This window comes from Klebsiella sp. K5-45, assembly GCF_030128605.1.
Lineage (GTDB): Bacteria > Pseudomonadota > Gammaproteobacteria > Enterobacterales > Enterobacteriaceae > Klebsiella > Klebsiella quasipneumoniae.
This window is the reverse complement of sequence record NZ_JAKUZW010000002.1, coordinates 518,165-543,339: the sequence shown is the minus strand read 5'-3', so window position 1 is coordinate 543,339 and position 25,175 is coordinate 518,165. Positions and strand designations below refer to the sequence as shown.

Here is a 25,175-nt window from a genome sequence, read left to right as displayed (position 1 = left end):
AAAGCTCCGCGTCGTATCGCTGGCCGACCTTCAGTGGTTGCGCCTAATCGTGTGCAGCGGCAGTTTACCGTTGTCCGGGCCAATCAGGTCTGGGTCACCGATATTACTTATATCCGCACCTGGCAGGGCTGGCTGTATCTGGCGGTGGTTATCGATCTCTTCGCCCGTAATGTGGTCGGTTGGTCGATGAAACCCACTCTCTCACGCGAACTGGCGCTCGACGCGCTGATGATGGCCGTGTGGCGTCGAAAACCGGACGGCGAGGTTATCGTACATAGCGATCAGGGCAGCCAGTACGGTAGTGACGACTGGCAGCGCTTCTGCCGGGCCAATAACCTGGCGCCGAGCATGAGCAGGCGTGGCAACTGCTGGGATAATGCGGTGGCCGAATCGTTCTTCAGTTCGCTGAAAAAAGAACGGATCAGAAAACGCATATATAAAACCAGGGATCTGGCCCGGGCGGATATCTTCGATTACATTGAAGTGTTCTACAACCGGACCCGGCGTCACAGCCACCTCGGCGGCGTCAGTCCGGAGGCCTTTGAACAGGCCTCGTCGTGAGGACAGGAAATGTCTACTGTTGTGGGGTCAGTCCACAGACAGCAATACCTGGTCAGTAGGCTGGCATTTTAATCAACGTTACGAACATCAGGGATATGCAAGCGAGTCAGTTGCTGCACTGTTTGATTATTTATTTAAAGTAAAAGGCGCCAGACGTTTGTATGCCTGGGTGGAAGATTATAATTACGCCTCTCAAAAACTATGCGAACGACTACTTATGCGACGTGAAGGATGTTTTAAAGAATTTGTCTCCTTTGAAAACGAGGAGGGTAAAGCAAGGTATGACGACACATACATCTATGCGTTACTGCATAAAGAATGGACGAAGTAGAGGATGAAGAAAAATGTCCGCTCCTCGCTCATGGCGGACCTTTGGCTCAGTTAACAGTTCGCGCCGTGCCAGAAGCGGATCTCGCTTACTGCCAGGTATCAGTATTTACGGGAAGCAGATCAGCCAGGCTAGGGATATCTATTATTGAGTATTGAACTGAAATCGTATGTCTTGGATTTAAAATCGTTTGCGGGTGGGATATAGGCATTGAGCTTTTTACTGATGCTTGATACTCTCAGAGCACAAGCAGCGACCCAACACCATACTATAAAAGCCACAATAACGACGTATAGAGATTTCAAAATCTCTATACCATCACTCTGTGAAGAACCTCTGTATATCTCAGCACCGATATATAATAGCAAAGATATTAACACAAAAGGTATTATCCACTTATGGAATTTATGAGGGTATATATTCCCGTTAGTAATTGTGTACATGCCCTGATAACGCAAGACTGCCTTCAGGGACGGAATCAACGACTGTGCATAATCGGAACTCAAGCATATGATTTTATAAGATAAATGCCAATCTCTATGCAGTCCGAACGACTGTAGGCGGAACTGCTGTTCCGCCTTTGCTAACGGATCGGAGATGGGTACAGAAGAGGTTCTAAGCCATTCGACTGCTTTTATCTGCTCGGAGGATGAGCGTGAAAAAAAGTCTCTGCGATGAAACTGAATATACTTTTTTGTAATCGCTCCAATGATAGTAAGAATGACTGCGGAAACCACTTGATTACTAAATAGGTCCTTTATTATCGATATCATAGCTTTTCTCCTGCTTATCTGATTTCTAAAAGAGATAATATTTTATTTTTTAAAAGCTAAAAAATTTGGTTCCTCAATTTTATAGCAACTACAGTTCCTTTCAAAAGATCTCAGTCTAAAGAATACTACTTTCTCCGGCAGCAACTCCATTACCTGTGGTTTAACACGTAGCATAAAGTCATCAATGGAGCTATCCCGTTCCCGAACTTCCGCTCCTCGCTCAAATCAGACCTTCATCCCAGTCAGATTGCCCACGTCGTGCCAGAAGCGCAAGTAGGAACGCCAGAAGCCCTCAAATATTGATGCTTCGTTTCGCCGGGATGCTTACACTCAAACCAAAAAAAAGCCCCTGCGCGAAAGCAGGGGCAAGCCATGTCAGAGCTTATTTTTTATTAGTTAAATACCATCCCGCCGTCGATCAGCAATGACTGACCGGTCATGTAATCAGAATCCGGGCTGGCAAGATAGGAGACGCAGGCGGCGACATCTTCCGGCTCGGATAGCCGACCGAGGGTGATGCGTTTGGCGAACTCGGCGGTACCGTAGCCCAGCGGTTTACCGGCGGCTTCTGACACCTGGCGGTCAATTTCGGCCCACATCGGCGTTTTGACAATCCCCGGGCAGTAGCCGTTGACCGTGATGCCCAGCGGCGCGAGGTCGCGAGCGGCGGTCTGGGTTAAGCCGCGCACCGCGAATTTACTGGAGCTATACACCGCCAGCTCCGGGTTGCCGACGTGGCCGGCCTGGGAGCAGGCGTTGATGATTTTCCCGCCGTGCCCCTCTTTCTTAAAGGCTTCGACCGCCGCCTGAATGCCCCAGATCACCCCTTTGACGTTGATGTTGTAGACTTTGTCGACAATTTCCGGGGTAATGGACTCGATCGGCGTGGACGGCGCTACGCCGGCGTTATTGACGATGACGTCGAAGCCGCCCAGCGTTTTGCGTGCCTGTTCAACGGCGGCAAATACCTGGTCGCGGTCAGAAACATCCACTTTCACCGCCATGGCGCGGCCGCCGGCCTGGTTGATTTCCGAGGCGACCGCTTTGGCGGTGGCATCGTTATAATCGGCAATGGCCACGGCAAATCCATCCTTCACCAGACGAAGGGCGATAGCTTTACCAATCCCCTGGCCGGCGCCGGTAACAAGTGCGACTTTTTTCATTTTCCTTTCCTTATTGTGATGACTTACAGAATCTGACTCAGATGCAGCTGGCCCATCAGCAGCGGGTTATCACGATAATCCACCGGAATGGCCACCACCGCCGGGCCGTCGACGTCCATCGCCGCGCGCAGGGTCGGCTCCAGCGCCTCGGCGCTTTCCACGGCAAACCCTTTGGCGCCGAAGGACTCGGCATAGGCTTTAAAATCCATCGGCCCGAACTCGACGCCGGACAGGCGCTGATATTTTTTCTCTTCCTGGATGGCCACCATGTTGTAGCCGTTATCGACCCAGATCAGGTGCAGCACGTTGGCTTTCAGGCGGACGGCGGTCTCCAGCTCCATGCTCGACTGCAGGAAGCCGCCGTCGCCGGAGACGGAGACCACTTTGCGCTCAGGATTGACCAGCCAGGCGCCGATGGCCCAGGGCAGGGCGACGCCCATGGTCTGCTGGCCGTTGGAGATCATCACCTGACGGGCGCGGAAGCTGTACAGGTAGCGGGCAATCCAGATATGGAAGCTGCCCATGTCCACGGTCAGCGTGACGTCGCTGTTGACGATATCCTGCATGGCGCGAACGATGCGCAGCGGATGCAGAGCAAACTGATTCAGCTGCGCGCCGCGGCGGTCCAGCAGTTCGCGCTGGTGCTGGCGGTCGCGGAGGATCTCCGCCGCCTGCGGGGAGAGCACCAGCCGGCGATCGATATTTTGCGCCAGCTTGTTGAGGGTGCCGGCGATATCGCCCACCAGCTCGACGTCCGGGGTGTAGTTGCGCTCTTCATAGGCGGGCAGGACGTCGATATGCACCAGCGTCGCGTTGCCGCTGTTCCACATCGCCGGTTCATATTCCACCGGGCTGTAGCCGATGCAGATCACCAGGTCGGCGAGCTGCAGCAGACGGTCCCCGGCCTGGTTGTTAAACAGCCCGACCCGGCCGGCGAAGCGAGAGAAGTTATCCTGATTCACCGCCCCGGCGGCCTGATAGGTGCTGGTGACCGGAATATGGCTGGCCTCCAGCAAACGGCGCAGCGCCGCGCTGTTCTCCGGCTGGCTGGCCATCAGGCCGAGCAGGAAGATCGGGTTTTTCGCCTGAGCGATAAGCTTCGCCACCTGGTCGATGGCGGCATCCGGCGCGGCGCCCATCTGCGGGGCCCCGCTGGCCGGCAGTACTTTGCCGCTGACCGGGCCATCGACCACATCCTGCGGCAGGCTGACGAAAGCGCTGCCCGGGCGGCCCTGCTCGGCGGCGCGGAAGGCGTTGGAGACCACTTCCGCCAGCGCGTCCGGCGCGGTCACCTCGACGGCGTATTTCGTCACCGGGCTGAACATCGCCACCGTATCCATACTCTGGTGGACCTGTTTGGCTTTATCGGCGCGTTTCACCGCGCCGCCCAGGGCCACCACCGGGTCGCCTTCGCTGTTGGCGGTGGCCATACCGGTGATCAGGTTGGAGCAGCCCGGGCCGGAGGTGACCAGCGCCACGCCGGCTTTACCGGTAATGCGCCCGACGGCGGCGGCCATAAACGCGGCGTTGGCTTCGTGGCGTACCGGAATAATGCGAATGGAGGAATCCAGCAGTGAGTCGAATACCTTGTCGATTTTGGCGCCAGGGATGCCGAACACCTGACGTACCCCCTGGGCTTCCAGCTGGCTGACGACGAGATCGGCGCCGTGCGCCCACTGGCGTACCGGATACTGTTTGTCCATGTGACCCCCTTAACTTTCTACGGAACGGATGGCGGCATCGAGATTATCGGGATGCAGATTGGCCTGCAGGAACGCGCTGTCGGCGGGCAGGTCGATCATCAGCTTGTGAATTTCGCCGAAGGTCAACACACCGTGGTCGAGCTGGTAATCCAGCAGGTGACCGCCGCCTTTGCGGTCATCGGTAATAAAGTGCTCGTGATACCCGGCGACGTTGATCCCCTGCATATGCTGCGGGGTACGGAAGCCGACCAGTACCCCTTCGCGCTGGTTAAAGCGGAACACCGGCTGATCGTCGAGGACGTCGGTCATCGCCCGGTACGGCGGCGTCTGGCGCGGTACGGTGCGGGTATGGGCATGGCGGAAATGGCCATCGATGCGCAGGGCGCAGAACAGGTTGTCAGAGGGAATTTGCTGGTCGATCACCTCGTGCAGCTGCTGGCGGCTCACCGGGTGGTCGAAAGTTTTCCGGTACTGCGGCTGGAACCAGGTCATCACCGCGAACGGCGTTTTCTGCTCCGGCTGGGCTTTGCGCGCGCTGCCGTCGGCCCGCAGCTGATAGACCTGACTGCTAAAGGCGATCAGCTCCCCGTCCAGCTCATTAAAGGTGCCGAGACCGAAATCGCCGTGCTTCAGCAGGTCGGCGATGGTGGTGCTCCCTTCGTAAACCCCGCTTAGCAGGGCGCTCATGAGCGATGTCTGATAGAGCACGCTCTCGGGATGCTGCGCGGAAAACGCCCGCAGGGTTTCGCATAGACTCTCTTCGCAGGTGCATTCAGCAGAATGATTCATATACCACTTCCTCGTTCAACAAATATAAGAAAGGTTAAATAAATGTTGACCCGATTCAGCTCACAGTTCCAATATAGAAACCATGCTGGTTTGAGACGTTTTCGATATGGAACTTCGTTATCTTCGCTATTTTGTCGCCGTCGCCAGGACGCGGCACTTCACCCAGGCCGCCAAGGAACTGGGTATTTCACAGCCTCCGTTAAGTCAGCAAATTCAGCGGCTTGAGCGCGAGGTGGGGACCCCGCTGTTTCGGCGTTTGACCCGCGGGGTGGAGCTCACCGAGGCCGGTGAGTCGTTCTATGAGGATGCCCGTCAGATCCTCGCCATGAGCGATGCGGCGCTGGAGAAGGCCAAGGGCATTGCCCGCGGGATGAACGGCAGCCTGTCGCTAGGCATTACCAGTTCTGATGCTTTCCACCCGCAAATCTTCACGCTGCTGCACCGTTTTCAGCTCGACCACCCCGGGGTGACCCTGCACCAGATGGAAGACAACATGGCCAATCTGATGACCGCCCTGAGCGAGGCCGAGCTGGATATTGCCTTCGTCCGTCTGCCGTGCGAGAGCAGTAAGGCCTTTAATCTGCGGATTATCGATGAGGAGCCGATGGTTATCGCGCTGCCGCGCGATAACCCGCTGGCGACGCAGCCGACCCTGGCCCTGGAGCAGCTGCGCGACGTGGCGCCGATCCTCTTCCCGCGGGAAGTGGCTCCGGGGCTGTATGAGCTGGTGTACAACAGCTGCCTGCGCGCCGGCATCGATATGGAGCGCGCCTGGCAGTCGTCGCAGATTTCGTCGTCGCTGAGCATGGTCAATGCCGGGTTCGGCTTCGCGCTGGTTCCGCAGTCGATGACCTGCATCCAGCAGCCGAACGTGAGCTATCACCCGCTCAGCGGGGCGCCGCTGAAGACCGATATCGCCATTGCCTGGCGGCGCTTCGAGCGCTCGCGCACGGTGAAACGCTTTCTGGCGATGTTCTGATCTTCGCGACGCCAGTGGCTTACTGCGCCACCCAGCCGCCGTCCATGTTCCACGCCGCGCCGCGCACCTGGGCGGCGGCGTCGCTGCACAGAAACAGCGCCATTTCGCCCAACTGCTGCGGGGTGACAAACTCCCCGGAAGGCTGTTTTTCCGCCAGCAGCTGGGCGCTGGCCTGCTCCGGGTCGACCCCCTCGGCGATGCGCTTATCGATCTGCTGCTGCACCAGCGGGGTCAGCACCCAGCCGGGACAGATGGCGTTGCAGGTGATGCCGCTGCGCGCGGTTTCCAGGGCCACGGTTTTGGTCAGGCCGACCACCGCGTGCTTGGCGGCGACATAGGCCGATTTCTCTTTCGACGCCACCAGGCCATGCACTGAGGCAATGTTGATGATGCGCCCCCAGTTGCGCTGGCGCATGCCCGGCAGCGCCAGGCGAGTGGTGTGGAAGACGCTGGAGAGATTGATCGCGATGATGTCGTTCCATTTGTCCACCGGGAACTGCTCCACCGGGGCCACGTGCTGGATGCCGGCGTTATTGATCACGATATCGACGCCGCCGAAGGTGCTTTCGGCATAGCGCATCATCGCCTCGATCTGCCCGACGTCGCGGAGGTCGGCGTCGTGATAGCCGGGGATCTTGCCCAGCGCGGCGACTTCAGCCCGGGCGTGGCTGCTGTCGCCGAAGCCATTGAGCACCAGCTGGGCGCCTGCCTGCGCCAGCACTTTGGCGATCCCTAAGCCGATGCCGCTGGTGGAGCCGGTGACCAGCGCTGTTTTACCGTTTAAATTCATCATATTTCTCCTTCAGTCGGGTCTCAGACAATGCCGGTCACATAGAACGTGGCAATGACAAACAGTACCGCGAGGCTTTTGATCACTGTGATGGCGAAAATGCCGCCATAGGCCTGGCGATGGCTCAGGCCGGTGATCGCCAGCAGGGTGATCACCGCCCCGTTATGCGGCAGGGTATCCATGCCGCCGCTGGCCATGGCGGCGACGCGGTGCAGGACCTCCAGCGGAATATTGGCGGCGTGGGCGGCGGCGACAAAGGTCTCGGACATCGCCGCCAGGGCGATGCTCATTCCCCCGGAGGCCGAGCCGGTGATCCCGGCCAGCACCGTGACGCTGATCGCCTCGTTTAACAGCGGATTGGGAATAGCCGCGAGGGCTTTCGACAGCACCAGGAAACCCGGCAGGGCGGCGATAACCGCGCCGAAGCCATACTCAGAGGCGGTGTTCATCGCCGCGAGAATAGCCCCGCCCACCGCCGTCCGGCTTCCTTCCGCCAGCCGGCCGCGAATATTGCGGTAGCCGCAGACCAGTACCAGCACAATGCCGGAGAGCAGCGCCGCCTGTACCGCCCAGATGGCGGTGATTTTCCCCACCTCGGTGACCACAGGCTTCGCCAGACCCGGGAGGGTGAGCTCATGGCTGGCGCCGTACCACTGCGGGATCCAGTGGGTAAACAGCAGATTCAGCACCCCCACCAGCAGCAGCGGGGCGATAGCGATCAGCGGATGCGGCAGGTTGATGTCATCCGGGGTCTCCGGCTCATTTTGCAGGTCGGTCCCATAGCCTTCGCCGCTGGCCTGCGCTTTGCGGCGCTGGCGCTCCAGCCACAGCAAACCGAAGAGGATAATGAACAGCGAGCCGATAAGCCCCAGCCACGGGGCCGCCCAGGCGTTGGTGCCGAAGAAGCTGGTGGGAATAATATTCTGGATCTGCGGCGTGCCGGGCAGGGCGTCCATGGTAAACGAGAAGGCCCCGAGGGCGACGGTGGCCGGGATCAGCCGTTTGGGGATCCCGCTCTGGCGAAACAGCTCGGCGGCGAAAGGGTAGACGGCAAAGGCCACCACAAACAGCGATACCCCGCCGTAGGTCAGCAGGGCGCACACCAGCACGATCACCGGGATCGCATGGCGGCGTCCAAGGATGCGGATGGCGGCGGCGACAATCGACCGCGAGAATCCCGACAGCTCAATCAGCTTGCCGAATACCGCGCCCAGCAGAAACACCGGGAAATAGAGCTTCACAAAGCCGACCATTTTTTCCATAAACAGGCCGGTAAAGGCCGGGCCGACCGCGCCCGGGTCGGTGAGCAGCACCGCGCCGAGGGCGGCGATCGGCGCAAAGAGGATCACGCTGTATCCACGGTAGGCTGCCAGCATCAGTAATGCCAGCGCGGCCAGGGCTATTATCACACTCATCACGACGTCTCACTCTCATTGTTATTGTAGGGGTACAGAACGCGATACTAGGGCTTCAGGGCGAAGCGCAGCTGGTGTTCCCGGCGCGACTGGATGCGCTGGCGCCGGGCCTCGTCCCAGCGGTAAAAGCCTTGCCCGCTGCGGGCGCCGGTGTCGCCTCGCGCTACTTTCTCCGCCACCAGCGACATCATCTCGGTGCCGCTGGCCAGCTCCGGCAGCAAGTGCTGGCAGATATCCTGGACCGTCGCCAGGCCGGTCATGTCCGCTGCCTCCAGCGGGCCGACCATCGCATAGCGGCGCCCCAGCGAGGCGCGCATCACCTGGTCCACCACCTCCGGGGACGCGATGCCGCTGTGGACGATATGCAGCGCTTCGCGCAGCAGGGCGAACTGCAGCCGGTTGCCGACAAAGCCCGGCGCGGCGCGGTTGAGCACCACCGCTTCCAGCGCGCAGGCGGCGCAAAAGTCGCTCACCTGGCGCGCCAGATGAGGCAGGGTGGCGCTCCCGGGCACCACTTCCACCAGCGGGATCAGGTGCGGCGGATGCCAGAAATGGGCGATCAGTAGCCGTTCCGGGAGGCGCATGCCCTGCGCCAGCCGATCCGGCGGCAGGCCGCTGGTGTTGCTGGCGATAATCGCCTCGTCGGCGATCAGCGTTTCCAGTTCGGCATACAGGGCGTGCTTCAGCCCCAGCCGTTCGGGGATCGCTTCAATCAGCAGCGTGGCGTCCGCCAGCGCTTGCAGCGCCGGGGTAGGGGTTAAACGGCTCAGCACGGCGTCGCGGTCGGCGGGAGCCTGCTGACCGCTCGCCTCCAGCTCGCGCAGGATCGCCTCGGCTACTGTGGGTATCTCGGCGAGACGTTGCGGATCGGTGTCATACAGGCGGACGGCGTGACCGTGACGGGCGAAATGGCAGGCAATGCCGACGCCCATCAGTCCGGCGCCGAGTACCGCCAGGCGTGGTGTAAACATAGTGGCTCCTGTTAACGTTGAAGGGTCATGGCGATGCCCTGTCCGCCGCCGACGCACAGGGTGGCCAGCCCTTTGCTGGCGCCCCGGCGCTGCATCTCATGCACCGGGCTGACGAGGATCCGGCAGCCGGAGGCGCCGATGGGATGGCCAAGGGCGATGGCGCCGCCGTTAACGTTGACCTTCTCGCTGTCCCATTCGAGCAGCTGGCCGACGGCCAGCGCCTGGACGGCAAAGGCCTCGTTGGCTTCGATCAGATCCACCTCGTCCAGCGTCCAGCCGGCGCGCTGCAGCGCCTGGCGGCAGGCGCTCACCGGGCCGATGCCCATCACCGACGGGTCGACCCCGGCGACCGCCGCGCTGACAATGCGCGCCAGCACCGGCAGCCCAAGCTCGTGCGCTTTATCGACGCTCATCAGCAGGACCGCCGCAGCGCCGTCGTTCAGCGATGAGGCATTCCCGGCGGTGACGCTGCCGTCAGCCGGGCGAAACGCCGGGCGCAGCTGGGCCAGCTGCTGCTCGCTGGTCTCCGGGCGCGGTTGCTCATCGTCGGTCACGACACGCGGCGGCTTTTTGCCCTGCGGGACGCTGACCGGGACGATCTCCTCGCGAAAGCGTCCGGCGGCGATAGCGGCCGCCGCTTTGCGCTGGGAGCTGGCGGCGAAGGCGTCCTGGCGCTCGCGGCTGATGTCGAAGGCGTCGGCAAGGTTCTCGGCGGTAATGCCCATGTGGTAGTCGTTAAAAGCGTCCCATAGGCCGTCCTGGATCATGCTGTCCTGCAGGCTGGCATGGCCGAAACGCAGGCCGTCGCGGGCGCCATTCATCAGATAGGGAGCATTGCTCATGCTCTCCTGGCCGCCGGCGATAACGATCTCGGCGTCGCCGCAGCGGATCGCCTGCACCGCCTGCTGAACCGCTTTCAGCCCTGAGCCGCACACCAGATTGACGGTGACCGCTGGAGTGTCCACCGGCAGGCCGGCCCGCAGCGCGGTCTGGCGCGCCGGGTTCTGCCCGCAGCCGGCGGTGAGCACCTGGCCGAAAATCAGTTCATCGACCGCTGCGGCGGGCAGCTGGCAGCGTTCAAGCAGGCTGCGCACCACTGCCGCGCCGAGGTCGACGGCGGAAAGCGGGGCGAAGGCGCCGCGAAAGCTGCCGACCGGGGTGCGTACGGCAGCAACTATGGCAATATCGGTCATGGTCTCTCCTTAGCTGAAGCGCATTTCGCGCACGTCTTCGGCGACGATCAGCCGTCCCGCCGTTTTACGCATCACTTCGTCGGGGCTGACCCCCGGGGCCACTTCGCGCAGGACAAACGCCCCGTCGACAATGTCCAGCAGGGCCAGGTCGGTGAGCACCCGGCGAATGCAGCCCACGCCGGTGAGCGGCAGGGTGCACTGCGGCAGCAGTTTGGATTCGCCGTTCTTTGAGGCGTGGGTCATCACCACGATGATGTTCTGCGCGCCGGCCACCAGGTCCATGGCGCCGCCCATCCCCTTGACCATTTTTCCAGGGATCATCCACGAGGCGATATTCCCTGCGACGTCGACCTCAAAGGCGCCAAGAACCGTAAGATCGACGTGGCCGCCGCGGATCATGGCGAACGACTGGGCCGAATCGAAGATCGCCGCCCCGGTTTGCGCGGTGACGGTCTGTTTGCCGGCGTTGATCATGTCGGCGTCGAGAGTTTGCTCATCGGGAAACTCGCCCATCCCCAGCAGGCCGTTCTCCGACTGGAGCATCACTTCAATGCCGGCGGGAATGTAATTGGCCACCAGCGTCGGGATACCGATCCCGAGGTTGACGTAGTCGCCGTCGCGCAGCTCCTGGGCGACGCGCATCGCCATTTGTTCGCGGGTTAACATCTCAGTGCCCTCCGGCGCGCAGGGTGCGCTGTTCAATGCGTTTTTCGAATTGCCCGACGATCAGCCGGTCGACATAGATCCCCGGGGTGTGAATGGCGGAGGGCGGCAGTTCGCCCGGCGGCACAATCTCTTCCACCTCCACCACCGTAATGCGCCCGGCGGTGGCCATCAGCGGGTTGAAATTCTGTGCGGTATGGCGATAAACCACATTGCCGTACCAGTCAGCCTTCCAGCCCTTCACGAGGGCGAAATCGCCGCGAATAGCTTGTTCAAGAATGTAATTTTTACCGTCGAACTGGCGCACCTCTTTGCCTTCGGCGACCGGTGTGCCATAGCCGGTGGCGGTGTAAAAGCCGGGGATCCCGGCGCCGCCGGCGCGGATTTTTTCCGCCAGCGTTCCCTGCGGGGTGAGCTCTACCGCCAGCTCGCCGCTCAGCACCAGCTGTTCAAACAGCGCGTTTTCCCCGACGTAAGAGGCCACTACCTTGCTGACCTGGCGCGACTCCAATAGCATGCCGAGACCGAAGCCATCGACGCCGCAGTTGTTGGAAACCACCGTCAGCCCCTTCACCTGGCGACGCTTCACCTCGGCGATCAAATTCTCGGGTATACCGCACAGGCCGAAGCCGCCGGCGAGCAGCGTCATGCCGTCCGTTAACCCTTCCAGCGCCGCTTCGTAGCTGGCGACGCGTTTATCCAGTCCTGCCATCTTGTCTCTCCTGCCTTGCGATACCCTTATCATTGGCGCGGGCGACTGATTTGATAATTTTGAATTTGTGACTCACTCATTTGGAAATTTAATTAATTTCCTGTTAACTAATTTCTTTCAATTAGTTAACAGGATGAAAAATGAGAATGAGTGTCAAACAGTTACGCGCGTTTTTAGCGGTAGCTCACACTCTCAATTTCGCCCACGCCAGCGAAAGGCTGAATCTGTCGCAGCCAGCGCTCAGCCTGACCATCAAAGGGTTGGAGGAGGCGCTGGGGGGCGCGCTGCTGCAGCGCAGCACCCGCAAAGTGACCCTCACCCAGGAGGGGGAACTCTTTCTGCCGATGGCCCGTCAACTGCTGGCCGACTGGGATAACGTTGAGGAGGCGATGCGCCAGAGCTTTACCCTGCAGCGCGGCAAAATCTCGGTCGCCGCGATGCCGTCGTTCGCCGCCAACGTTCTGCCGGAGGCGCTGAAAGCCTTCCGCGACCGCTATGCCGGGGTGAACGTCACGGTGCATGATGTGATCAATGAGCAGGTAATCGAGATGGTGCGTGAGGGGCGGGTAGAGATGGGCATCGCTTTCGAGCCATCGCCCAACCACAACCTGCTGTTTACCCCGCTGGCGGTGGACCGCTTCGTGGCGATCGTTCCCCGGCAATCGCCGCTGGCGAAGAAAAAAAAGCTCACCTGGCAGGAGCTGTTAACTCTCGACTTTATCACCCTCCAGCGTCCCTCGGCGGTGCGCCTGATGCTGGAGGAGGCGCTGGCGCGCAGCGGGCGTCAGCTGGACGTGGCGCTGGAGAGCCACCAGCTGGTGACGGTGGGGAGGATGGTAGCCAGCGGGCTGGGAGGCAGCGCGGTGCCGGCGCTATGCAAAACGCAGATGACCTCGCTGGGGGCAGTGTGCATTCCGCTCAGCGATCCGCCGATTGAAAAGTGCGTTGGGGCGATCCATGCCGGACATCTGCCGTTGTCGAAGGCGGCGCAGGCGCTGCTGGATACGTTGAAAGGGTATTTACCCACCTGAGGGGGCGTGGGGGCAAAAAAACCGGCCCGCAGGCCGGTTTGATAATCAGATTTTGCAGGCGTCGCCGCAATCGTCATCGGCAACGATCGCCTGGGCTTTTTTGTCCGCTTCTTCCAGACGCTCCGCGTTGCGCTCTTCCGCTTCATCCAGGCCGCTGAAGACCAGGTTGTCGAGATCAATTTCCATAAGTTACCTATCGTTGCTGGTTTTGAATCAGCGTCAAGTATAGGGCATAACCGCCTGCGGAGGTAACCGCTCTTCGCGCCGAACGCACAGAGCGTTAAGTCCGCCGGCAGCAGATAAAACCCACCATAAATAACCGTTGACAGGATGGCGTTAGCTTTAAATATCTCCACCAGAATAATTTCCTGCCTAAATATTAAATGAAAGGACAACGAAGGTGTAATTAAGCATTGACGAATGGCTTTTATGTTAATATGGCCGCGATTATGGATGAATCTATGGATCTTAATCAATGGAACATACTGTTACAGGCGCCATCAAAGAATGGCGTAAACATAATAAAGTGATCGGTCAGGTCAAAATAAGCTATAAAAAATTCTTACGAAAATGCAGAGAGCTCTCGCTCGCAGGAGGTAAATACAGAGAATATCAAGGACTTTGCGCCAAATATCAGTGCGCACGATTGACCGCCGTGACCCAGGGACTGGTGCCTTTCGAGGATAAACCCTTTAAGGCCTATCTTAATAAACGGATGTCAAAACGGCGCAAGCTGGATATTGCCCACGGTTCGCTGAATTTTATCGAGAAAACGTTTCAGCCCGATGTGCTGCCGCAGCTCTATAACGTGGCGGATTTTGGCCGGACGATGTTTGCTATTCCTCTGAAAAATGGCGAAAAGCTTGACGTTAAGCTGCTGGCATCGCCGTTTCAGGAGGAGGGTGAGCTGATGCTGCAGCTGTTTCTCGGCGACCGGCGCGTTTATAGCGTCTGTTTTTCCTGTACCGACGATGGCCGCGCTTATATCGGCGGAATACAGGGCGGGAAAGATATCACCAATGATGAGGTGAAGGTGCTGACCAAAGAGCTGCATGGCGCGCGGCCGAAAAATATCATCATGAGCGTGCTGTATGGTTTCCTGCGTTATTTCGGCATCACTACGGTCTACGCGATCGATTCCGATTACCACGTGAAAAGCGATCTGGTGAAAGCCAGTTATTCATCGCTGTGGCTGGAAATGGGCGGAGAGAAACAGGCTCGCGGCTGGTATAAACTGCCGGCGCAGGAGATCAAAAAAAGTCTTGAAGAGGTAAAAAGTAAACACCGCAGCCAGTTTATTAAGCGCGAAGGTGTCAAAGAGCTGATTCAGCTCGAAATGGCGAACGCTCTGCGGCAAATAACCTTGAATCCGCAGATGAATTAACGCCTTTCCCACGTCAGGCAGGCAGCAGGGGGCTGTTGTCCGCCTGACGATATCCTTTCTTTACTGGCCGCTCTCGCCGATCGGCGGCGATACCGAGTTGGTGAGCAGCGGGGCGCTGCGCCACCACACTATCAGCGCGACCAGCGCGATAACGCTCAGCACGCCGAAGGCGGTAGCAAAAGAGTAGCGCCCGGCGATAGCGCCGGTTAACGCCGGACTCATCGCCGCCCCGGCGCCCTGCATTAGCATCACCACGCTTTGTCCGGCGTTAACGTGCCCGCTGCCGCGCAGCAGCGAGACGATAAAGCTGGGCACCGCCACCCCCAAAATCCCTGCCGCCAGACCATCAAGAATTTGCACCGGGACCATCATCGCCGGGGCGTCGCTGGCGGCCGCCAGCGCCGCGCGGATGGGCATGATCAGCAGCGCCAGCAGAATGCATCGCCAGTAACCATATTTGTCGATGCTGTCGGCGACCCGGATGGCCACCGGGATCATTACCACCTGCGAAATAATCACCGTGGCGGCGGCAAACAGCCCCGGATTGAGGTGTCCCGGCGCGGCGGCGATCCGCATGCTGAGCATCGGCAACAGCGCGGCGTTGGCGAGATGGAACAGCATCAGGGTCACGCCGGCGATCAGCAGCGGCGTATGGCGGAACAGGATGGCAAACCCAGGCACAGCGGGCGTGACGGCCGACTCGAGGCCGCGGGCGGCGTCATCGTCAATATCGCTGCTGCGGATTGCCAGCAGGGCGATCAGGGTAAACAGGGTGGTACAGGCCATCAGGATGAAAATGCCGCCGATGCCCCAGTACCAGGCGATGGCCCCGGCAATCAGCGCAGTGAAGAAATTCCCCGCATGGTTGAAGGCTTCGTTTTTTCCCATCTGAGCGCTAAAGCCGCGCTGTCGGGTCAGCCCAAGGGTGATCCCGGCGATTAACGGTCCGACAAAGGCCGCGCAGATCCCGCTGGCAACCTGTGAAAGGGCCACCACGCTGGTCTTCTGACTGAACCAGAGCAGGAGGGTGGTCAGGGTGATCGCCAGGCAGACCCCGGCCAACAGCACGCGCTTATGCCGCGAGGTGTCGGTGATGAAGCCGGCGGGCAGGGTCGCCAGCAGGCCGGCCACGCCGCCGACGGTCATCAACAGGCCGATGTCCTCCGCCTGCCAGTGACGCTGGGTGAGAAAGATCCCCAGAAACGGGCCGAGGCCGTCGCGAACGTCGGCGATAAAGAAGCTGGTCAAACATAAAGCCCGCAGTGAACGAAGCGACATTTTCTTCCTTTAGCATGAACGATCCGCGGATCAGCGGCGGACCAGGGCGGTCATGGCGTGCGCCACGAATAATAGCCGGGATCGGACCCGGCAGAGAGCCTCATTCTTTATCGCACCGTTCGATGAAACCAAAATGTCACCCAGTCGTCGGGTAACGTGGCAATGCAACATACCTGCTCGTCGCGGCTTCCGCCAGAGGCCTACGAAAGTTCTGTATCAGGGCAACCGCGCCGCTCTCAGCGTTCGTCTGCCTTAACGATCTGCAGCGCGGCGGGATTCGCCACGCTGCCGCTGGCGGTGACGAACCCGGGATGGACGGCCTCGCCGCTGGCGCTGTCCACCAGCGCAATATGCGGCGTGCTGTGCAGCACCTGCTGGTGGCCCCATTCCATCAGGGCGAACAGCACCAGCGCCAGGCTACGGCTTTTTTCGGTGAGAACATATTCATAGCGCTCGCGAGCCCCCGCTTCCCGATAGGGGACTTTGCGAAGCAAGCCCATTTCGGTCATGGTTTTCAACCGGGTGGTGAGCGTCTGGCGGGTGATATGGGTATGCGCTTGCATCGTTTCAAAGCGCGTCACGCCGTAAAACGCCTCGCGGAGGATCAGCAGCACCCAGCGGTCGCCCAGTATTTTGGCTCCTTCCGCCAGGCCGCACAGCTCAGGATCGAGGTAGGGCAATGATTTATTTTTTGACATCGTGAGATTGGCCTTCTAGTCTGAGTTTGAAATTTAGACTTAGATGCTAAGGAGCATAGCGTGCCATTTGTTAACGTGCAAACCTTTAAAGGGATCATGACCGCGGAACAGAAAAGTGAGCTGCTGCGGCGGATGACCGATCTGCTGGTGGAGATTGAGGGGCAGGGCGATCCGCAGTTCCGCCAGTCGGTGTGGATCCGCATTGATGAACATGACCCGGAGCAGTGGAGCCTGGGGGGCGTCCAGCCGACGGCCGCGATGATTGCGGCTAAATTCGCCGCCGCGCGGCGCGACTGATCCCCTGAAACAAGCGGGCTGCGAAGCCCGGCCCGGCGATCTGGCGCAGAAGCGGCGTCAGGTCGCCGGGTAATATTGCTATTCGCTATGGTGCAAAAGCGTATTTTGCGGCTAAGGTAACGGTCAGGGAACCCAACAAACAGGGCGCGATGCCAGACGACCCGCCTGGCGCCACTCTCAAACTGGTGAAAACAACGGATGTCTAGCGAACAGATGCTGCCGCTGGCGGCGCAGAACAACAATATCATCCGCCTGGCCGTCGCTCAGGCGCTGGCCGGCGCCAACTCGGTGGTGTTCTACGCCACTGGCGCTATCGTCGGCAATACCATCGCCCCCAGCCCGTCGCTGGCCACGCTGCCGATCACCCTGTTTGTGCTGGGGATGGCGGCCTCGATTCTGCCTTTCGGCGCGCTGGCGCGTAAGCGGGGCCGCAAAGCCGCGTTTATGGCCGGTACCGGCGCCGGGGTGGTTACCGGTCTGGCGGCCGCTCTGGCTGTGGTGCTGGGCTCTTTTCTGCTGTTTTGTTTCGCCGCGATGCTTGGCGGCGCCTATGCCGCGGTGGCGCTCAGTTTTCGCTTTGCCGCCACCGACGGCGTCGCTCCGGAACGTCGCGCCCGCGCGCTGTCGCTGGTGATGGGCGGCGGCGTGGCCGCCGGGATCATTGGCCCGATGCTGGTCACCGGCACCATGCACCTCTGGCCGACTCATACCTTCGCCTTCACCTTCCTCGCTCAGGCGCTGGTGGCGGCGCTCGCCGCCATTCTGCTGGCAGGCGTGACGCCAGCAGAGCCCGCGGCGGCCAGCGTTCACGGAGGGCGACCGCTGCGCGAGATTGTCCGCCAGCCGGGCTTTGCCACCACGGTGTTCAGCGGCGCGGTGGCCTATATGGTGATGAATTTTCTGATGACCGCCGCGCCGCTCTCCATGCATATGCACGGCCTTTCCCAGCAGGCCGCCAACCTCGGGATCCAGTGGCATGTGATGGCGATGTACGGTCCGGGATTTGTCACCGGCCGGCTGATCCAGCGCTTCGGCGCAGCGCGCATGGCGGCGGCGGGATTGCTGATCACCGGCGCCTCGGTGGCGGTCGGTCTCAGCGGCGTCGGGGTGTATCATTACTGGCTGTCGCTGATTTTGCTCGGCATCGGCTGGAACTTTGGCTTCACCGGCGCTTCGGCGAAAATCATCGATTTCCACCGCCCGGAAGAGAAGACCCAGGTTCAGTCGCTCAACGATTTTCTGGTCTTCGGAGTGATGATCGTGGGTTCGTTTTCGTCCGGCGTTCTGCTCAACGCCTTCGGCTGGAACGCGGTGCTGTGGGGCTCCCTGGCGCCGGTGGGGCTGGCGCTGTTCACCCTGCTGCTGCGCCCGTTATCGCCGCCCCGCGCTTAGCGCCTGGCCTGCCGCTGCGCGGGCCCTCGTTTTGTGCTTTTTAGCTATGCATTGCTGAAATTCATCTTAACCTGCGCGCGAATAAACGTCACACACGTTACATGCTGTAGTAATCTCTACATCATGACAATGCATCTCTTGATCCTTAACCTGACGACGTCTCAAGCCACGCTGCGCATGCGTGTCTGGCGAACCCTGAAGCAGAGTGGTGCGGCGGTCCTGCGCGACGGGGTCTATCTGCTGCCCGACGTGCGCCAGGGCTATGACATTTTCCTCAGCACCTGCCAGGCGATCCGCGCGGAGGGCGGGGCCGGGTATGTGTTTACGATTGAGTCGGCGGAAGAGGAGGCGCTCAGGCCGCTATTCGATCGTCGCGAACAGTATGATGCGCTGTTGCAGGATCTGCTGGCGCTGCAGGGGGCGTTATCCGCCGACGGACTGGCGGCTCAGCTCAAACAGCTGCGTAAAATTCAGCGTGACTACCAGCGGATCGCGGCTATCGATTTTTTCCCGGGGGCCGCCCGGGAGCAGGCCGCTGAGCGACTGGCCACCCTCGAGCAGGCGATTAATCAGCGGCTATCGCCGGACGAGCCGCAGGCGGTTGCGGGCGAACTGAGCCTTCTGGATAGAGAGGCCTTTCGCGGCCGTTTGTGGGCCACCCGCCGACGCCCGTGGGTCGATCGTCTGGCCAGCGCCTGGCTAATTCAGCGCTTTATCGACCCTGAGGCGCGGTTCCTGTGGATGGCCGCGCCTGAGGATTGTCCGGCGACGGCGGTCGGTTTTGATTTTGACGGGGCGCTGTTCAGCCACGTCGGCATGCGGGTGACCTTCGAAGTTCTGGTCCGGCGCTTTGCTCTGGAGGCCGCGATCCCCGACGCTCTGGGCCGGCTGATCCACTTCCTGGACGTCGGTGGGGTATCCACCCCGGAGGCGGCGGGGGTGGAAAGCATTCTTGCAGGGCTGCGGGAAACCATTACGGACGATGACCAACTGCTGGCGGCAGCCTGCTCGCTGTTCGACGGCTTACTGAAGTCCTGTGAAATGAGGTCTGGTAATCATGAGCAAAACGGTGGTTCTTCCGCAGACTGACAGCCCTTCCGTCGTCGCTTCCGTATCCTTCTGGCAGGCATTTCGCTTCTGGCTGAAGCTCGGCTTCATCAGCTTCGGCGGACCTGCCGGGCAGATCGCCATGATGCACCAGGAGCTGGTGGATAACCGACGCTGGATCTCGGAAGGGCGATTCCTGCACGCGCTCAACTTTTGTATGGTCCTGCCGGGCCCGGAGGCCCAGCAGCTGGCGACCTATATCGGCTGGCTGATGCATAAAACCTGGGGAGGCATCATCGCCGGGGTGCTGTTTATTTTGCCCTCGCTGGTGTTGCTCATCGCGCTGGCGTGGATCTACCTCGTCTGGGGAGATGTCGCGGTGGTGGCGGGAATTTTTTATGGCATCAAACCCGCCGTGGCGGCGATCGTGCTGCAGGCGGCGCACCGCATCGGCTCGCGGGCGCTGAAAAATGGCGCCTACTGGGCCATTGCCGCCGCAGCCTTTGTCGCTATTTTTGCGCTGAACGTACCTTTTCCGCTGATCGTCCTGACCGCGGCGATCGTCGGGTTTATCGGCGGACGGGTGGCGCCGGCGACCTTCGGCAAAGCCGACGCCCATCGCGCGCAGAGTCAGCCTGGCGGGGCAGCCATCATTGATGACGCGACGCCGATCCCAGCCCACGCCCTGTTCAGCTGGCGGCGCACCGCCCGGGTGCTGATCGCCGGGATACTGCTGTGGCTGGTGCCGATGGCCACCCTGGCGCTAATGCTGGGCTGGGCGCACCCGCTGACCCAGATGAGCTGGTTCTTTACCAAAGCCGCGTTGATGACTTTCGGCGGGGCGTATGCCGTCTTGCCTTACGTTTACCAGGGGGCGGTGACCCACTATGGCTGGCTGACCGCAGGGCAGATGATGGACGGCCTCGCCCTGGGGGAATCCACCCCCGGACCGTTGATCATGGTGGTGACCTTTGTCGGGTTTGTCGGCGGCTACACCAAAGCGGTGTTGGGCGTGGATGATGTGCTGCTGGGGGGCATCGCGGCGGCGTGCCTGGTGACATGGTTTACCTTTTTACCCTCGTTTATCTTTATTCTCGCCGGCGGGCCGTTTATTGAAACCACGCATAATAAAGTGGGATTTACCGCGCCGTTGACCGCCATTACCGCCGCGGTGGTGGGCGTTATCCTGAATCTGGCGCTGTTTTTTATCTGGCATAGCGTCTGGGGACCATCCGGTTTCGACCCATGGTCTGCGGCCATTGCTCTCGCCACCGCCGGGCTGCTGTTTCGCTATAAGTGGAAGCTGACCTGGGTACTGGCCGCCGCCGCCGCGGTAGGGTTTATCGTCCATATGGCGGGACTGTCCGGCGCAGGGTGAGGTCGGCTTCGGGCTGAAAAGGCGGGAGGCAGGGACGGTATGGGGAAAGGGGCCGATGCCTGGTGAAACAGTCGTCGGCCGGAAGGTGTGGTAATAGCAATGTCTCTATTTCTCAAAGCATCTATAAGACTTCGCGTTACCAAAAGCGAGCTGCGTAATTAAAATGCTTCATCTGATGTTCATCAACATATGAGCTAGTTTCATCGGTGACTACAGGATTTGTGGAGACGGTGTTACCTGAGATATATAACGGGATGCCTGCCTTATTTTTACCTGTGTAAATCCCGGCGTGATCTCCTGGCTTTTTGCCGTTAGACTGGGCGGGATAATCTACTCTTAAAACAATATCGCCAACGGCAATGTCGGAAATATTTATTATTTTTCCGTGCGCTAATGACTCCTGATAGAATTTCGCTACGCTGGCGGTTTTAGGCAGGCCGGGAATACCAGCCTGACAGCTACACCAGTAGACGAAAGCCATACACCATGGCGAGTCGGAGGGGCTACCCACGTAGTCGAGATAGGTATTTACCATCGGGCCAGAGTTGCTGTTAAGTGGTTCCTCTTTAACATTAAGCTGACTTCTTGCTGCGTTTATTAAGTCATTACCATTAGGCATGTTCTTATCCTCATCAGGTAGATTGTTAAATTGTGGATGGCAGAGAATGATTTTTTCGAGTTTCGCTCCTTATCTGGCTGAACTTTTCTGTTTTTATCTTTGAAGTATTTATTTGTTCTTGAAGTATCTATTTAATTTTGTAAGGGGAAGGCTTGTCTGATAAGCGGAAGTAATATCTCGCCTGATTTTTTTGTAATTATGCCAATCAAAATTAATAAGAAATTGATAAGCGGTTTCTGCGCCAAGTCTAAACAGTTTAAGTTTGTTGGCATCGCACATACTGAAGTCTAACCAGCCAATGTCTCCAGTGTCTATGAATGATACTAGCTTATTGTAATCAGGGTTTTTTTTAATGAAATCGTAATTCATGGCATGTCTGGCGGTGTTGAATGATTGAGCAAATATATCAAGGGTGCTATTAATTTCATGACTGTGATCATCAAGTTGCAGTTTGACACCAAATGTGGGTCTTGCTGGAATTTTTGTGGGGTTGTGAAAAACATCAATCGGAAAGTTTGACATGATGCCGCCATCAACAAAACAAGCGATAGGTGGCGGAAATCGAGTGGCTAATCTGCTTTGAAAACTAATGCCGGTATATTTTTGCCATTTCAATTGTAGATTATTATCCATATGAGGTATTTTTACCGTGTAGGGCTGAAAAACAAAAGGGATAGACATAGAGCAGCGGCAGAACACCGCGGGATTTACATCGTTCGGTTTTTCCCAGTATAGTTCTGCCATGACAGGAAGTTCAACTTTATATTCGGTGGCTAAATCTGCTGTTATCAGGCATAAATAGTCATGATTTACATCCAGTTCATCAAGGGATTGTTTACCTTCAAGTTGGGATGGTTTATCAATGCTGGTGCTTCTAAGCTTCCATCCGTATGGAGTCGTCGCCATTCTTTTTCTAAGATCGTTGACTGTATAAATATTAAAAGATGATAGCTGTTTTTTAAGCCAGGACTCAAATTCATCGCCTCTATTAAGTCCTTGCATTATTTTTAAGTTGTCCGTTGTCGTAAGAAACCTTAAAAATGCACTAAAATATTTAAACCCTGACTTGTTTTTAGAGTTCATTAAGCCTGTGGCGGTATCCATAAATTTCTTTGGGTCATAATCTCCGTCCTTTTTCCCATCAATAAATGTATTTATTGGCATGTTGGCGATCATATCTATTAGGCGTTCGCTTTTTTCTTTTTCAGGTACATCTATGGCAGATAATAACAAGGCGGCAATTGAACCGGCTGACGTGCCTGCGATACCAATGAATCTTATCCCTGCTTGCTCTAAAATATATATGTAACCTACAAGGGCTAATCCGAGGACGCCGCCACCCTCCATTACCAGATCAACGTATTGATGGCCATTTTCATCAATAGTGTCACTGAATTCTTTATTGGACAGGGCGGTGGCTTTATTTTTTATTTCTTCAACTTCTTTTAGGTACCTATTCACGGATAATGACATTTTAATTTCCTTAGCAACGGATCTGATCATTGTTGATCATACAAGGGAATTTATTGGCCGTTATCAGAAGACCTCTTTTTTGCTCAAAGAGAAAATTGAGAAAATGCTGTGAACAATTTTTAACGGCCGTCTCGTCAACTACAGAAAAGTATAACGGAGGAAACAGAGACACCACTCATTCATATGAATGAGTGACGTAAAAAAACTCGCCGTGCGGGCAGGGGGAAGAGAGACGGGCCCGCTCCGCGTTAGCCCGCACGCGGAGCGGGGGCGATCAGGTCGCGGGGCTTTCGCGGGTGGCCCGCGCCAGCGGGTTGCTGTCCAGCTCCAGCTGGTCGCGCAGCGCCCAGCCGCGCAGTTTGCCGGGGTTAAGCAATCCTGCCGGGTCGAGAGATTGTTTAACCGCCACCACGTCAGGGCGGATAACCCCCTGTTTGCCGTCCTCAACCTGCAGTACGTGGGGATTGTTAATTTTGACGTCGTTATCGCGAAATATCTGCATGATCGCGTTGAGACGTTCGGGCGTGGTATAGCGCACCAGCTGCAGACCGCTGGCGGTAAGGTTGCCTTCGATATCGCGCAGAAATTCAATATGGGAGATCACCTCCCCGGCGAAATGCTGCTCCATTTGTAAAATTTGCTGCGGATAGCGCAGCGGATCAAACGCCGTCTGTAGATAGGTCAGCGTATTGTCCACCTTGAGCGCATGCAGGGTGGTGTGGTTCCAGCAGTATTCCATTAACGAGGCGTTTTGCGCCCGGGCCTCGTCGCTGGCCTGACGGATGGCGTTACTCCCGCGATGGCGCGGTAACAGGCTGGCGCAGAGTCCTTCGCTCTCCACGGCGATCAGGCTGATAACCGCATGCTGGCCGGCGCGGTAACGATCGTTCAGGTGGCTAAAATAATCGGCGATCGGCGTGGCCAGCAGCGCCACCTGGCGCTTCACCAGTCCCGGGGAGCGGACGCAGGCGTTGGCATAGTTCAGCGCATCGGCGAAATCGTCAAACACGTCCAGGCGTTCTATCCACTGGTGCGCGGGAGCCAGCGCCAGCTCAACCTCGAGAATGATGCCGTTGGTGCCGTAGGCGTGATGCAGCAGCAGCGCTTCGGGAGCCGGGACGGTCAGTACGCGAGGGACCGGCTCGACGGTCATCACTTTGACGCTGAGCACATTGCCGGGCGCCGCCAGCGGCCCATAGTTGATGGAGCCGATGCCGCCGAACCCGCCGCCGTAGAGGCCGCCCAGGCTCGCCAGGCGATAGGTCGACGGCATACAGCGCAGCTCCCAGCCCGTCGGGCGGGCGGCGGTTTCGATGTCCGCCAGGCGAATGCCGGCCTGGGCTCTCACCGTGCCGTTGCCGAGGGCGACGATCTGGTTGAGCCCGGTCATATCCACCAGCATCCCGCCTTCGAGGGGGACCAGTTGGCCGTAGTTGCCGGTGGCGCTTCCGCGCAGGGTCAGCGGCAGCTGGTGCTGCGCGCAGGAGGAGACCAGTTGCCGCAGCTCCTCTTCATCGCGCGGGCGAACCACCGCGTCCGCCTGTTTTCCCGCCAGCTGCTCGGTGAGCACCGGACTGAACCAGTGAAAATCGCGGGAAAGCCGTTTGAGTTTCGCCGGCTGCAGGGTCCACTCCAGCGCCGGGAGTGCCTGCTGGATCGCCGCTATCGCTTGTTGACGCTGTTCATCAGTCATCATTCTTTTTCCTGTTCGTCAGCAGAACATTAATGAGATTGCACGGATTCGCTTTCATGCCAGGCGCTGAGCGCCCGACGCGAGACCCAGGACATCACGCCGAACAGCGCAATCCCGGCGAGAGAGATCAGCAGCAGCGCGGCAAACATCAGCGGGATATCCAGCTGATAGCCGGCCTGCAGGATCTGATAGGCCAGCCCGGTATTGGTCCCGCCAGTGCCGGCGACAAACTCCGCTACCACCGCGCCAATCAGCGACAGCCCGCTGGAAATACGCAGCGCGCCGAAGAAATAGGGCAGCGCCGAGGGGATACGCAGTCGCACCAGCGTTTGCCAGCGGCTGGCGTGATTGAGGCGGAAATAGCTCAGCAGGCCGGGAGAGACGCTGCGCAGTCCCTGGGTGGTATTGGAGATGATGGGGAAGACCGCCATCAGGGTGGCGCACACCACCAGCGAGAGGGTGGCGTCCTTCACCCAGATGATGATCAGCGGGGCGATGGCGACGATCGGCGTCACCTGCAAAAACACGATGTAGGGAAACAGGGCGGTTTCCACAAACCGGTTCTGCACCAGGATAAACGCCACGGCGGCGCCGATGACAATCGACAGCAGAAACGAGATCAGGGTGATCTTAAGGGTAAACAGCAGCGCCAGCAGCAGCGGCGTGAGATGCGTCCACAGGCTGTCCAGCATCACCAGCGGCGACGGCACCAGAAAGGCCGGGATGCGGAAATAGCTTACCGCGCCCTGCCACAGGAGCACCACCGCCACCGCGACGAGGGTCGGATAGAGAATTTTGAGAAAACGCGGATGCTGGATCCACGGCGTTGCGGTTGTGGTTTTCAT

Annotated in this window: 24 protein-coding genes and 2 pseudogenes; 9 read left to right on the top strand and 17 right to left on the bottom strand. The window is 58.8% G+C overall.

All coding sequences use genetic code 11. The features are described from left to right. Positions 1-561, top strand: a pseudogene (locus MKS11_RS06685) (IS3-like element ISEc14 family transposase); the annotation flags it as partial. A gap of 37 nt (positions 562-598) precedes the next feature. After that, positions 599-892: pseudogene (locus tag MKS11_RS06680) on the top strand (GNAT family N-acetyltransferase); the annotation flags it as partial. A gap of 128 nt (positions 893-1,020) precedes the next feature. Here MKS11_RS06680 and MKS11_RS06675 read toward each other — a convergent pair. From MKS11_RS06675 to budA, 4 genes are all read right to left on the bottom strand, one after another. Beyond that, complete coding sequence (locus MKS11_RS06675) at positions 1,021-1,662, bottom strand: hypothetical protein (protein ID WP_064149824.1); 642 nt, start codon at positions 1,660-1,662, stop codon at positions 1,021-1,023. Positions 1,663-2,054: 392 nt separating this feature from the next. After that, a complete protein-coding gene (locus MKS11_RS06670; protein WP_004151179.1) occupies positions 2,055-2,825 on the bottom strand; it encodes a (S)-acetoin forming diacetyl reductase in 771 nt (256 codons plus the stop codon). Positions 2,826-2,848: 23 nt separating this feature from the next. Beyond that, positions 2,849-4,528 (bottom strand): acetolactate synthase AlsS, encoded by a 1,680-nt coding sequence (alsS, locus tag MKS11_RS06665; RefSeq protein WP_004202990.1) that lies wholly within the window; start codon positions 4,526-4,528, stop codon positions 2,849-2,851. A gap of 9 nt (positions 4,529-4,537) precedes the next feature. Then, positions 4,538-5,317, bottom strand: coding sequence for an acetolactate decarboxylase (budA, locus tag MKS11_RS06660; RefSeq protein ID WP_002908205.1), 780 nt, complete (start codon positions 5,315-5,317; stop codon positions 4,538-4,540). Between the two features lie 106 nt (positions 5,318-5,423). On the opposite strand from budA, the gene MKS11_RS06655 reads away from it, so the two are divergent. Then, the gene (locus tag MKS11_RS06655) at positions 5,424-6,296 is read left to right on the top strand and encodes a LysR family transcriptional regulator (protein WP_004145376.1); all 873 of its coding nucleotides are present in this window, start codon (positions 5,424-5,426) and stop codon (positions 6,294-6,296) included. Between the two features lie 19 nt (positions 6,297-6,315). On the opposite strand, the gene MKS11_RS06650 is transcribed toward MKS11_RS06655, so the two are convergent. From MKS11_RS06650 to MKS11_RS06625, 6 genes are read right to left on the bottom strand one after another with little or no spacing between them, the layout of a single operon-like run. Then, on the bottom strand, positions 6,316-7,086 hold the full coding sequence (locus MKS11_RS06650; protein ID WP_004202988.1) for a 3-hydroxybutyrate dehydrogenase: 771 nt from the start codon (positions 7,084-7,086) through the stop codon (positions 6,316-6,318). 23 nt (positions 7,087-7,109) lie between these two features. Further along, positions 7,110-8,504 (bottom strand): GntP family permease, encoded by a 1,395-nt coding sequence (locus MKS11_RS06645; RefSeq protein ID WP_196531944.1) that lies wholly within the window; start codon positions 8,502-8,504, stop codon positions 7,110-7,112. A gap of 44 nt (positions 8,505-8,548) precedes the next feature. Next, positions 8,549-9,472: a 3-hydroxyacyl-CoA dehydrogenase family protein gene (locus MKS11_RS06640; RefSeq protein ID WP_064188104.1), complete on the bottom strand. Its 924-nt coding sequence runs from the start codon at positions 9,470-9,472 to the stop codon at positions 8,549-8,551. Positions 9,473-9,483: 11 nt separating this feature from the next. After that, positions 9,484-10,665, bottom strand: a complete 1,182-nt coding sequence (locus tag MKS11_RS06635; protein WP_284109451.1) for an acetyl-CoA C-acetyltransferase — start codon at positions 10,663-10,665, stop codon at positions 9,484-9,486. Positions 10,666-10,674: 9 nt separating this feature from the next. Beyond that, positions 10,675-11,331, bottom strand: coding sequence for a CoA transferase subunit B (locus MKS11_RS06630; RefSeq protein WP_064183301.1), 657 nt, complete (start codon positions 11,329-11,331; stop codon positions 10,675-10,677). Between the two features lies 1 nt (position 11,332). Further along, a complete protein-coding gene (locus MKS11_RS06625; protein WP_004202983.1) occupies positions 11,333-12,040 on the bottom strand; it encodes a CoA transferase subunit A in 708 nt (235 codons plus the stop codon). A gap of 140 nt (positions 12,041-12,180) precedes the next feature. On the opposite strand from MKS11_RS06625, the gene MKS11_RS06620 reads away from it, so the two are divergent. Beyond that, positions 12,181-13,071: a LysR family transcriptional regulator gene (locus tag MKS11_RS06620; RefSeq protein WP_017899570.1), complete on the top strand. Its 891-nt coding sequence runs from the start codon at positions 12,181-12,183 to the stop codon at positions 13,069-13,071. A gap of 45 nt (positions 13,072-13,116) precedes the next feature. Here MKS11_RS06620 and MKS11_RS06615 read toward each other — a convergent pair whose 3' ends face one another. Further along, entirely contained in the window at positions 13,117-13,257 is a 141-nt protein-coding gene (locus MKS11_RS06615; RefSeq protein WP_002908189.1) for a hypothetical protein, read from the bottom strand. Between the two features lie 289 nt (positions 13,258-13,546). On the opposite strand from MKS11_RS06615, the gene MKS11_RS06610 reads away from it, so the two are divergent. After that, positions 13,547-14,455 carry a DUF535 family protein gene (locus MKS11_RS06610; protein WP_004202981.1) on the top strand — a complete coding sequence of 303 codons (909 nt, stop codon included), beginning with the start codon at positions 13,547-13,549 and terminating at the stop codon, positions 14,453-14,455. Positions 14,456-14,515: 60 nt separating this feature from the next. Here the strand turns inward: MKS11_RS06610 and MKS11_RS06605 are convergent, their stop codons facing one another. Further along, entirely contained in the window at positions 14,516-15,733 is a 1,218-nt protein-coding gene (locus tag MKS11_RS06605) for an MFS transporter (protein ID WP_087771068.1), read from the bottom strand. Between the two features lie 236 nt (positions 15,734-15,969). After that, positions 15,970-16,431: a helix-turn-helix domain-containing protein gene (locus MKS11_RS06600; protein ID WP_032456203.1), complete on the bottom strand. Its 462-nt coding sequence runs from the start codon at positions 16,429-16,431 to the stop codon at positions 15,970-15,972. Between the two features lie 60 nt (positions 16,432-16,491). On the opposite strand from MKS11_RS06600, the gene MKS11_RS06595 reads away from it, so the two are divergent. The 4 genes from MKS11_RS06595 to chrA all read left to right on the top strand — a co-directional run bounded on the left by MKS11_RS06595 (position 16,492) and on the right by chrA (position 20,545). After that, entirely contained in the window at positions 16,492-16,728 is a 237-nt protein-coding gene (locus tag MKS11_RS06595; protein WP_032456202.1) for a tautomerase family protein, read from the top strand. A gap of 198 nt (positions 16,729-16,926) precedes the next feature. Continuing rightward, positions 16,927-18,120: an MFS transporter gene (locus MKS11_RS06590; protein WP_227523446.1), complete on the top strand. Its 1,194-nt coding sequence runs from the start codon at positions 16,927-16,929 to the stop codon at positions 18,118-18,120. 129 nt (positions 18,121-18,249) lie between these two features. Then, complete coding sequence (locus MKS11_RS06585; RefSeq protein ID WP_087771067.1) at positions 18,250-19,209, top strand: chromate resistance protein ChrB domain-containing protein; 960 nt, start codon at positions 18,250-18,252, stop codon at positions 19,207-19,209. Next, the gene (gene chrA / locus MKS11_RS06580) at positions 19,178-20,545 is read left to right on the top strand and encodes a chromate efflux transporter (RefSeq protein WP_284109449.1); all 1,368 of its coding nucleotides are present in this window, start codon (positions 19,178-19,180) and stop codon (positions 20,543-20,545) included. The genes MKS11_RS06585 and chrA overlap by 32 nt, the downstream gene beginning before the upstream one ends. A gap of 136 nt (positions 20,546-20,681) precedes the next feature. Here chrA and MKS11_RS06575 read toward each other — a convergent pair whose 3' ends face one another. The 4 genes from MKS11_RS06575 to MKS11_RS06560 all read right to left on the bottom strand — a co-directional run bounded on the left by MKS11_RS06575 (position 20,682) and on the right by MKS11_RS06560 (position 25,175). Beyond that, positions 20,682-21,164, bottom strand: a complete 483-nt coding sequence (locus MKS11_RS06575; RefSeq protein ID WP_087771065.1) for a hypothetical protein — start codon at positions 21,162-21,164, stop codon at positions 20,682-20,684. Between the two features lie 108 nt (positions 21,165-21,272). Further along, positions 21,273-22,637 carry a patatin-like phospholipase family protein gene (locus MKS11_RS06570; RefSeq protein WP_211773157.1) on the bottom strand — a complete coding sequence of 455 codons (1,365 nt, stop codon included), beginning with the start codon at positions 22,635-22,637 and terminating at the stop codon, positions 21,273-21,275. Positions 22,638-22,911: 274 nt separating this feature from the next. Continuing rightward, positions 22,912-24,333 carry an FAD-binding oxidoreductase gene (locus tag MKS11_RS06565; protein ID WP_087771063.1) on the bottom strand — a complete coding sequence of 474 codons (1,422 nt, stop codon included), beginning with the start codon at positions 24,331-24,333 and terminating at the stop codon, positions 22,912-22,914. A 26-nt stretch (positions 24,334-24,359) separates the two neighbouring features. After that, entirely contained in the window at positions 24,360-25,175 is an 816-nt protein-coding gene (locus MKS11_RS06560) for an ABC transporter permease (protein ID WP_032456197.1), read from the bottom strand.